Origin of the sequence: Bradyrhizobium cytisi (assembly GCF_008123515.1) — a bacterium.
In the GTDB taxonomy this organism is placed as follows: Bacteria; Pseudomonadota; Alphaproteobacteria; order Rhizobiales; family Xanthobacteraceae; genus Bradyrhizobium; species Bradyrhizobium cytisi.
This window is the reverse complement of the sequence record NZ_VSSR01000118.1, coordinates 1-9,098: the sequence shown is the minus strand read 5'-3', so window position 1 is coordinate 9,098 and position 9,098 is coordinate 1. Positions and strand designations below refer to the sequence as shown.

Annotated in this window: 6 protein-coding genes and 8 pseudogenes; 10 read left to right on the top strand and 4 right to left on the bottom strand. The window is 60.0% G+C overall.

Translation table 11 applies throughout. The annotated features are described in order from the left end of the window. Nucleotides 1–595 precede the first annotated feature (595 nt). A pseudogene (locus tag FXB38_RS45245) lies at nt 596–769 on the top strand (acyl-CoA dehydrogenase family protein); the annotation flags it as partial. Nucleotides 770–904: 135 nt separating this feature from the next. Here the strand turns inward: FXB38_RS45245 and FXB38_RS44375 are convergent. After that, on the bottom strand, nt 905–1,090 hold the full coding sequence (locus FXB38_RS44375) for a hypothetical protein (protein ID WP_246230601.1): 186 nt from the start codon (nt 1,088–1,090) through the stop codon (nt 905–907). A gap of 51 nt (nt 1,091–1,141) precedes the next feature. Here FXB38_RS44375 and FXB38_RS44760 point away from each other — a divergent pair, with 51 nt between their 5' ends. From FXB38_RS44760 to istA, 6 genes and pseudogenes are all read left to right on the top strand, one after another. Beyond that, nucleotides 1,142–1,459 (top strand): acyl-CoA dehydrogenase family protein, encoded by a 318-nt coding sequence (locus tag FXB38_RS44760; protein ID WP_210251001.1) that lies wholly within the window; start codon nt 1,142–1,144, stop codon nt 1,457–1,459. A 125-nt stretch (nt 1,460–1,584) separates the two neighbouring features. Further along, nucleotides 1,585–1,830: an acyl-CoA dehydrogenase family protein gene (locus tag FXB38_RS45240; protein WP_210251003.1), complete on the top strand. Its 246-nt coding sequence runs from the start codon at nt 1,585–1,587 to the stop codon at nt 1,828–1,830. 221 nt (nt 1,831–2,051) lie between these two features. Continuing rightward, nucleotides 2,052–2,263, top strand: a pseudogene (locus FXB38_RS44365) (ATP-binding protein); the annotation flags it as partial. 436 nt (nt 2,264–2,699) lie between these two features. Continuing rightward, nucleotides 2,700–3,482 (top strand): CmcI family methyltransferase, encoded by a 783-nt coding sequence (locus tag FXB38_RS40840; protein ID WP_148756532.1) that lies wholly within the window; start codon nt 2,700–2,702, stop codon nt 3,480–3,482. A 363-nt stretch (nt 3,483–3,845) separates the two neighbouring features. Next, nucleotides 3,846–4,607: pseudogene (gene tnpC, locus FXB38_RS40835) on the top strand (IS66 family transposase); the annotation flags it as partial. Between the two features lie 54 nt (nt 4,608–4,661). Then, nucleotides 4,662–5,358, top strand: a pseudogene (gene istA, locus FXB38_RS40830) (IS21 family transposase); the annotation flags it as partial. 323 nt (nt 5,359–5,681) lie between these two features. On the opposite strand, the pseudogene FXB38_RS40825 reads toward istA, so the two are convergent. Beyond that, a pseudogene (locus tag FXB38_RS40825) lies at nt 5,682–6,114 on the bottom strand (ATP-binding protein); the annotation flags it as partial. 77 nt (nt 6,115–6,191) lie between these two features. Here FXB38_RS40825 and FXB38_RS45340 point away from each other — a divergent pair. From FXB38_RS45340 to FXB38_RS40815, 3 genes and pseudogenes are all read left to right on the top strand, one after another. Then, a pseudogene (locus FXB38_RS45340) lies at nt 6,192–6,320 on the top strand (hypothetical protein); the annotation flags it as partial. Between the two features lie 106 nt (nt 6,321–6,426). Further along, nucleotides 6,427–6,627: a hypothetical protein gene (locus FXB38_RS40820; protein ID WP_148756530.1), complete on the top strand. Its 201-nt coding sequence runs from the start codon at nt 6,427–6,429 to the stop codon at nt 6,625–6,627. Further along, nucleotides 6,608–7,078: pseudogene (locus FXB38_RS40815) on the top strand (recombinase family protein); the annotation flags it as partial. The gene FXB38_RS40820 and the pseudogene FXB38_RS40815, both read left to right, overlap by 20 nt. Nucleotides 7,079–7,405: 327 nt before the next feature. On the opposite strand, the pseudogene FXB38_RS45235 reads toward FXB38_RS40815, so the two are convergent. Both FXB38_RS45235 and FXB38_RS40800 read right to left on the bottom strand, forming a co-directional pair. Then, nucleotides 7,406–7,760, bottom strand: a pseudogene (locus tag FXB38_RS45235) (IS5/IS1182 family transposase); the annotation flags it as partial. A gap of 287 nt (nt 7,761–8,047) precedes the next feature. After that, nucleotides 8,048–9,094 (bottom strand): IS110 family RNA-guided transposase, encoded by a 1,047-nt coding sequence (locus tag FXB38_RS40800; RefSeq protein ID WP_148756533.1) that lies wholly within the window; start codon nt 9,092–9,094, stop codon nt 8,048–8,050. Between the last annotated feature and the right edge of the window lie 4 nt (nt 9,095–9,098).

The window sequence follows — 9,098 nt, the reverse complement described above, 5'->3', positions numbered from 1 at the left end:
GTGCAGAGCCACTAGTTGGCCTATTTAATTTGGTAGCTGCTCAAGCGAATATCTTACGGCCTTCCGTGGAGGTCCACGACTGAACGCGCCATTGCTCGAGGCATGGTCCACTTGGCAGCCGTCGACAGGTAGTTGACGTAGGCTGTCGAGGGCCAAACTCGGCGCCAAAAGGCGAGCGCCACCGCTGGTGGAGGCGTAATCTCATCCCGAGCGCGCGGTCTCATTATAGAACGGAAGTCGGGGGGCCGGCAGCACGGCCGCACATAATGTGCTCGCGCTCGGGATTGGCCTCTAAAGGCGAAAGGTGAAAATGAGAGAACCATCGGAGTTCGTGCAGCTCGCGGTGAATCCAGACGCCGTGCTCTGCTAAGTGGATGCGTGGGCGGTCCCAACGGACGTTTTTGGCGCAACTGCCTTGGCGACCACGACGCCATACAGGCAACGCCGGCATCGTGGCGACACTCCCGAGGAGCACTTCGGAACATCGACGTCGCGGGCGGCCCTGGAACTGACACCCAGTCGCGGCACAACTACAACAAGGATATCCTTCCACAGAAAATCATGGTCGATTTTTTCACTCAGCGACGAATAGCATATGGTCCGGAACTCCGGCAGCGCGTTCATCGACAAAGAGATCATCCCCTTTGAGACGGAGGTACTCCGCAACGAGCGGAAGGGACGTCCCGCCCTCGAACCCGGGCACCTGCGAGACCTGCAGCTGAAAGCGCAAAGCGCGGGCTTTTGGGCCATCACCACCCCGAAAGAGTACGGCGGAGCCGGACTCGGAGCGATCATAAAGTCGCTCATCTATATCGAAAACGGACACACCTTCGTCCCGTTCAAGTTCGGCGGACACGCTGACAAATCCTGTTCTCCGGCACGCAAAACCAGAAGCGGGAGTATCTCATCCGACGATCGAGGGCGAGCGGGTCAGCTGCTTCGCCATCACCGAGTCTTGCGCTGGCTCGGACGCCATCGCAATTCGCACGCGTGCCGTGCGCAACAGCGACGACTGAATCATCAACAGCGAGAAGACCTCATCACGGGCGGAAATGAGGCGGACTTCGTGATAATGTTCGCCGTCACCCATCCGAACAAGGGCGCCTCGGGCGGAATCACTTGATTCCTCGTCGACCACAAGATGGGCTGGCGGTCCAGCCCGACAATGGGCGAATGGAGCCCTGCATCGCTCGTTTTCGAGGACGTCCGTGTTCCGAGTTGCAAGATCCTCGGTGAACTGGGATGGGGCGTCAAGCTAGCGAGATTGGCGCCAGTCGCTACGATTCCCTCGGGCGCCGTGGGCGCGTCGGAGCGTCTGTTCAAGATAGCGATCGAATACTCGAAGGACCGGGTCTCGACGGGACACCCCATCGCGGAATACCAAGCCATTCAGCAGCAAATTGCCGATTCACATGTCGAGATCGAAGCCGTGAAGTACCTGACCCTACTCGCCGCGTAGCGGGCGGAGAGCGGATACGACGCGCGGCACGCGTCGCCGATCGCGAAACTGACCGGTTCGATAACGGCCAACAAGGTTATTGATCGTGTCATGCAGATCCACGGCGGGGTGGCTATAGCAAGGAGCTGCCAATCGAGCGGTGGTACCGCAAATTACGAGTATACCGCATTTACGACGGTACTGACGAGATCCAGCGACGCACGATCGCGCGAAACCTTTTCAAGGGTCACGCCAACCTGGGCGTGATCGGCGCTCAGGACGATGCCGGTCGCAATCGGTCGCGCTGGGCCCTAGCCCTGCCGCACGACACGGGTTCGCCAGTCGGCAAGTCCTTCACCGCGGCAAGAATGTCTCGAGTTCCACCTCGATAGCATGTCCGAGAAGCTGCTGCGCTCCAAGGCGCAGGACATTGTCAGTGGATCATCGATCACGTTGGGCTGACGAAGCGGGACAATGTTGCTACTCTCGCTCGTGGCGTATCGCTCTATTTGAGAGGTTCAGGTAGGGTTCGACAACCGCCTCGATACGCCGACCTATCTCAGGCCATCATTATCCACTATAGATCCTCCGTGATCGGCCCCGCTCTCGTCGACAACGGGCCTGCCACGACCTCTCCGTCGAGAGCGCGCTGGCCGACCTCGACAAGTTCGACCTACTCATCCTCGACGACCTTCCATAGGTCCTAAGGGTCAAGCCGAGATCAGCGTGCTCTGAGAAGTCATCAGCGCCCGCTACGAGCGGCGCTCCATGTTGATCACCGCAAGCCAGCCATTCGGCAAGTGGAGAAAGCTGTCGGCGCCGCCAGTCTGTCGAGCAAGGAAGGGACCAAGTCGCCCAGCGTCATCCGCAACGCCAGCCAACATCACACCGCTGATCAACGCCCGCGACAATAAACCTGGCGGCCTCTCTACCAGATTGTTGCGCCACAACCGGCGTCGTTCCAGGTTGTCGCTATCGCCGCTGCCAACAAGTTGGCTCGGATCGTCTGGGCGACAATGACCGCTGGTAAGTTTACAGCATGAGAGGCAACCAGCACAATCTTGAGCTAGCAGCTTTGTTGTACCATGCATTGTCCGATTGAAGACGCCGATGTCCGAACTCGACAGAGCGCGCCGACCATTTCTGTGGGCATGCTGGTGCCTACACGTTTCTCGCTCTCATCAAGCCAGCGCGGCCTCGTTCCGCGAGTGGCACGCCTGTTGCTTCGACAAGGAGGAACACGCAATGCGGAGATGTACCTATGAAACTCGCTTCCGAACACCAGGCCTTTTGGGACGCCGGCCACAAGAACTACCCCGATCAGATGAGGTCTGACGGATTCGGCGGACAACTTTTTAGCCCCAAGGCGCTTGACGGAATAAAGGCCGTCCTGAGTGCTGATCATTCTGATCGCTTTGCGAGGCCATCCGATCGAGATTGGATGTCGTCTATCTATCCATGGACTGGTGACCAGCGCGCCACAAAAATTGGAGCGCTGGCGAAGACTTATAGAGGGCTCATAATTTACAAGACTCCTTTTGATCTGGCTCTGTATCCAAGGCTTATTTGGGAGCTTCAGCCGAGGACAATCCTAGAGCTCGGTTCCTGCCAAGGTGGCAGCGGGTTGTGGTTCGCTGACAATATGTCCGTGCTTTGTGAGAGGCTTGGTGAAGTTCACTCCTTCGATTTGTATATTGAGCTTGTCCATGAGAACGCAAAAAAGCATCCACTGCTTAGTTTTCATCAAATTGACCTTTCTGACGTCGCAAACTTCGATGAGAAGTTGCTGGCGGGCCTGCCTCATCCGTGGCTTGTGATCGACGACGCGCACGTTCAAATATTTTCGGTGTTCTCTTATCTGAATAAATTTCTGGTATCGGGAGATTACTATGTAATCGAAGACAATCCCGTATTCGCAAATAAGGAGATTATCGATGGCTTCCAGTTGATCGAGCGAGCAGGTTACTTAATCGATACTTACTACACCGACGCGTTTGGGACCAACGTTACTTGTGCTTCAAATGCATGGCTTCGAAAGTCGTAAGCCTGCGCCGACAGAGCGCCTGGTCTGGAACGTCATCAGCTTAGCGATGCAGTGTACGCTCGGCCGAATCATTGCATGCGCGGCGAAAAGATCGAGCGCAGTCCGCCGGAGAATGTCGGATCTTTCTGTAAGAGGCCTCTGTGGAGGGCGGGATATGCTTCGCGGGTCAGCGAGGTGATCCCGCAAAGCGGACGCAGAACTGGATGGCAAACAAACTGCCCCATTGCGTCGAGTCTTCAACCGGCTGGCGGCAATGCGCGCTTCGCAGGATCGTGAGCAGCGATTTCAGGCGATCGTGAGCAACCTTTTGCGGTGCCGCACGCTTCGGCCGACAACTCAAGCTACGGAGTTTTCATTCAGCCAATGAGGAAGCCTCCTACCTTCGCCGGCCCCGATCCGCCGGCAGCCGTGTTTTTCTACTCACCGGATCATGGCGGAGAACATCCGGAGCAGCATCTGGCGAGCTATGCCGGACTGATGCAGGCCGACGCCTACGCCGGCTTTGGCAGGCTCTACGAGCCCAATCGCAAAGGAGGCCAAATCGTCGAGGCCGCATGCTGGGCGCATGGCAAGCGCAAGTTCTTTGATCTGGCACGGCTCAGCAAGGCGCCAATCGCGGCCGAGGCGGTCAAGCGCGTCGATGTCCTGTTCGCCATCGAGCGCGAGATCAACGGACTTCCTGCGCAGGAGCGTCTGCGTGCGCGCCAGGGGCGTAGCCGCCCTCTGATCGTCGAGCTGCAGGCGTGGTTGCGCGTACAGCGCGCCAAGCTCTCCAGGAGCAACGATATAGCCAAGGCGATCAATTACTGCCTCAGCCGCTGGGATGCATTTACTCGCTTCCTTGATGACGGCCGCCTGTGCATGTCCAACAATGCCGCCGAGCGCGAGCTATGGGCTGTCGCCGTGGGCAGAAGAAATTGGACGTTCGCCGGCTCTGATGAGGGCGGCCGGCGTGCGGCTGCGATCTACACCCTCATCGCCAGCGCCAGCGCCAGCCTCAACGACATCGAACCACAGGCTTGGCTCGCCGACGTGCTGGCCCGCCTGCCGGATCATCCCGCCAAGCGCATCCACCAACTTCTGCCTTGGAATTGGCGCCCCCAGAGCATCGCCCACGCCGCTTGAGCGCAAATCAGCTGTCCGTCGAAGGCGACCTGACCAGGGGCCGTCACCGGATGCGTACGCCGCTGCAGCGTGACGCGCCTGCTCCAGTGGGAAGAGTGTCGCGCCTCCAATCCCGGCGGCTTCGGCTATACCTGGTTTTGCACGACCTTCGAGGCCTGGAAGCAGCGCGCGCGCCCGAGCATGCGTCAGACCGACATCGGCGGGGAGAAGGTGTTCGTCGATTTCGCCGGCGACACCATCGACATCTTCGATCCCATCACCGGTGCGCGCCATCAAGCTGTTCGTCGCGGCGATCATCTACGCGGGTCGAGGCGCGCCCAAGCGAAAACCTGTCCCACTGGATCGGCGTGCATGCCAACTTGTTCAGGTACCTCGGTGGCCTCCGAAGTTCGTGGCCTGCGATAATCTCAAGGCCGCCTTGACCAACCCCGATCGTTACGATCCTCGAATGAACCGCCTATGCCGACATGGCCGTCCATTACGGCACCGCATCCTGGCGGCGAGGCCAAGTCGACCAAAGGACAAGGCCAAGGTTGAGCCCGCCGTCCAGATCGCGCAGCGCTGGATCCTGGCCCGCCTGCGCAATCAGCGCTTCTTTTCCCTGGCAGAACTGAACGCTGCCATCCACGTCCTGGTCGGCGAACTCAACGCCCGCCAGATGCGCGGTTTCGGCTCAAGCCGCGCCGAACTGTTCGCCGAGATCGATCGTCTCAAGCTGCGAGATCTGCCGGACCAGCCCTATGTCTTTGCCGCAACATCCGCGGTCTGACTGAGTTCTGGCTCGGACAGCGACAGATACTTGTCCAGGAGAACGGTGTTGTTTCACGCAACGAGCGTGCCTCCCGGCCTTGTCAAAAGCGAATGTTTGGCCCCCTCTACGCAACGCTGGCACATAAAAAGCCGCGGGCCGTGGGCCGGGTCCTTCGATCCACCGTTTGAACGATAGATTGCGGATTCCGACGAAGCCGGCCATGCATTCCAATTCGAAGCCGGCCGGGTATTCCGATCTGAAGCCGGCCACCCGTGGCGTCGTTCGCATGGGTCAATTTCATGATGCGTTGACGGCTGGGAAGGTCAAGAGACCGGTTGATCTTGAGCGGTTTGCTTCTGCTTCCTGAGGCTCTCTCCCTTGAGTTCGATGCGGTAGGCATTGTGGACGAGGCGATCGAGGATCGCGTCGGCGATGGTTGGGTTTCCGATGATTTCGTACCAGCGATCGACGGGCAGCTGGCTGGTGACGATAATCGAGCGGGACTCGTATCGATCCTCGACGATTTCGAGCAAATCACGGCGTTGGTCGGCGTCGAGAGGTTCTGGTCCCCAGTCGTCCAGGATCAGCAGATCAAGTCGTGCGATCGCCCGCAGCATCTTGGTGTAACGGCCATCGGCGCGGCCGGAGTGCGAGGGCGGCGAAGAGACGCGGCACACGATGGTAGGCAACTGAGAAGTCATCTCGGCAAGCCTTGTTGCCAAGGGCGCAAGCGAGCCAGCTCTTGCCGACGCCGGACGAGACAGCGTCACAATGCCGGGTGTCCGACGTTCGAGGTTTTGATCGTCTATCCGTTCCATCCTCGGGCCGGGCAGATGGTGCAGGCCGAGCACCGCAAGCGCTTCGCCGGCGAGGACCATCTGGTCGTGGTGCAGCCCGACGGGACACTCGCCCTAATCCCGGCCTGGATGAGCGAGGATATTGCTCGCTCATCAACGCTCACAGCAAGCCCTCGGTTGGCTGTCGAAAGGCTCGTCGAGCTGCGGGCGCGAATCGATGTGCTTATCGCCTCTCGAGGCGGGGCATGGCCCCTGCGTGAAGGAGGGGATCATGCAACCAAGACGCCACTTGCAGCGGAGCCTGTTCGAAGCGGATCGCCAGACGCCGGAGATTCCGGTGTCGCAGAGAAGCACTCTCGTCCGCCTGATCGAGGGGCTGATGGTCGAGGCCCTCGCCGACGGCGCCAATATCGAGATGGGCGTGCCAACCACAGAGACGAGGGAGGCCGCTCATGAGCAAAATCACGCCTGAGCACCTCGCCCGTCAAGCCGTCATCTACATCCGTCAGTCGACGTCTGATCAGGTCGTCCACAACCTGGAAAGTAAACGCCGTCAGTACAATTTGCCGGAGCGCGCGCGACAGCTGGGCTGGAGCGACGTTGTCGTCATCGATGACGATCTCGGCCGCTCCGGCGCTGGCGTCGCGAGGCCCGGCTTCGAGAAGCTGCTGGCCGCCATCTGTGAGGTACGCGTCGGGGTCGTGGTCTCGATCGAGGCGTCGCGGCTCGCACGCAACGGTCGCGACTGGCACACGCTGCTTGAGTTCTGCGGTCTCGTCGGCACGCTGATCGCCGACGAGGACGGCGTCTACGATTCGCGACAGCCCAACGATCGCCTACTGCTTGGCACGAAGGGCACCATGAGCGAGATGGAGTTGTCGGTACTGCGCCAGCGCTCGTTCGAAGCGCTGAAGCAGAAGGCGCGCCGGGGGGAGCTGTTCATGACGGTCGCGGTCGGCTACGTGCGGGTCGGCCACAACCGCATCGAGAAGGACCCGGATCGGCGCGTCGGCGAGGCGATCGCACTCGTCTTCGCCAAGTTCACCGAGATGCAGTCGGTGCGTCATGGCGGGGACGAGCCCCTCGGTGTTGGGCCCGATCGACCGCCCCCAGCGCCGGAATCCATCGGGAGACCACTCGGCGTAACGCCGATGCGCACTGGGCATGTGATCGGGGTCAGTGCCGTGCCGGCGGCCGCCATAACGGCGCTGGTGAGCAGCAACACGCAAACCCCGATGGAACAACTCGAGGCCCTGGCGATGCCACAGGTAGTTGCGCCCCATGCGATGCTCAGATTTGACATGGCCGATGACCGGCTCTACGGCGGAGCGCCTTCGCAGCTCGCGTTTGATCTTCGGCGTCATCCGCCGCTTCTGGCCTGACGTGAACACCCTGAACTTGTAATCGGGCGGGGCATTGTGGCCGCGATAGCCCTTGTCGGCGAGAATGCGCTCGATGGTGTTACCGATCAGCGCCTCCATCTCGGGGATGACGGTTGCAAGCGTGTGGCCGTCATAGGGGTTGCCGGGCAGCGCCTTTCATATGGGCGACGAACTGGCCGCCGCAGGCCGGCGCCAGCGTCGTGGCCACCGAGACCTTGACGCCGATCTATGGACCACGCCCGCGTTGCAAGAGGAATCGACAAAGGGATATAGCGGTCTGCGCCAATCTATCCGGCTTCGATTTGAGGCTCTCGCCTCGAGCCATTATGGATATCCGCCCACTTCTGTCCTCAATAACTCGCCGGCCTCAAGAAGGGCCATGGCGTCGAACCAGGCTTCAGAAGTGTCGGTGCAACCGTTGCTCCATTCGTCCTTTCCGTCTCGCAAACCTAGGCGGGATATTGTGCCTTTCCGGTTGGACCGTGGATCTTCTTCCTTCCCGGCCGTGCCTTACGCGGCGTGGCCCATGAAGTTGGCGTCGTAATCACGGCCCTTTGCGAGCATGCTCCAGGCTAGGCGCGCGAGTTTTGCGGCCAGGGCGACAACCAGTACATTCGAGTGGAGCCGCTTGGATGCTGCTTCCAACCAGGCTCCGAAGCCATGCCTGGGCCAACTCTGACGCCTTAGAAGTACGGCTCTGGCCTCTTGAATGAACAGCGTTCGCAGGTACCGGTTGCCACGCCTCGATATGCGGCCGACAATGGTTCGATCGCCGGTCGAGATTTGTTTCGGTACGAGGCCAAGCCATGCTGCAAAGTCGCGGCCCTTATGGAAGGCATCACCGGTTCCGATCGCAGCGATCATCGCACTTGAGATGATTGGTCCGACACCCGGCGCACTCATCAGGCGGCGACAGTGTGGGTCTTGATCAGCGAGTTCGTCGATTTCCTTCGTGATCGATGCGACCCGCCGCTCGAGAAAGCGCCAGTCTTCGGCCAGGTCCTGAATGAGCCGAACCACTCGAGGCGACAGGTTATCCGAGAGCATCGAGAGAATCTGTGGAAGTGCCAATCGGAGTGCTGCCGCTCCCTGCCGAACTGGCAGCCCTCGCTCAAGCAAAAGACCTCGGATTTGATTGATGACCGCGGTTCTCTGTGTCACCAATCGACTGCGAACTCTGTGCAGCGCCTGCAAGTCAAGTTGCTCGGCCGATTTCAACGGGACGAAACGCATGGTCGGGCGCTGCGCCGCCTCTGCGATGGCTTCGGCATCACGGAAGTCATTTTTGTGGCCCTTGAGGTATGGCTTCACATACTGGGCCGGCAAGAGCCGTACTTGATGGCCTAATTTCTCGAGCTTGCGACCCAGGTGGTGTGCTCCGGCACAGGCCTCCATTCCGATCAGGCAGAGCGGAACATTAGCCAGCGACTGCTCAAGCTGATTTCTCGATCGCTTCTTGCGTAGGATGATTGCACCCGTGGCATCGAACCCCACCACATGGAATGTGTTCTTGCCTAGATCGATGCCGATCGTGACAATGTGCGCGTTTCGCGGGATCGTG

Coding starts and splice junctions, on each gene's coding strand:
- FXB38_RS44375 (WP_246230601.1), bottom strand. CDS start 1,090: ATGGGTGACGGCGAACATTATCACGAAGTCCGCCTCATTTCCGCCCGT.
- FXB38_RS44760 (WP_210251001.1), top strand. CDS start 1,142: ATGGGCTGGCGGTCCAGCCCGACAATGGGCGAATGGAGCCCTGCATCG.
- FXB38_RS40840 (WP_148756532.1), top strand. CDS start 2,700: ATGAAACTCGCTTCCGAACACCAGGCCTTTTGGGACGCCGGCCACAAG.
- FXB38_RS40820 (WP_148756530.1), top strand. CDS start 6,427: ATGCAACCAAGACGCCACTTGCAGCGGAGCCTGTTCGAAGCGGATCGC.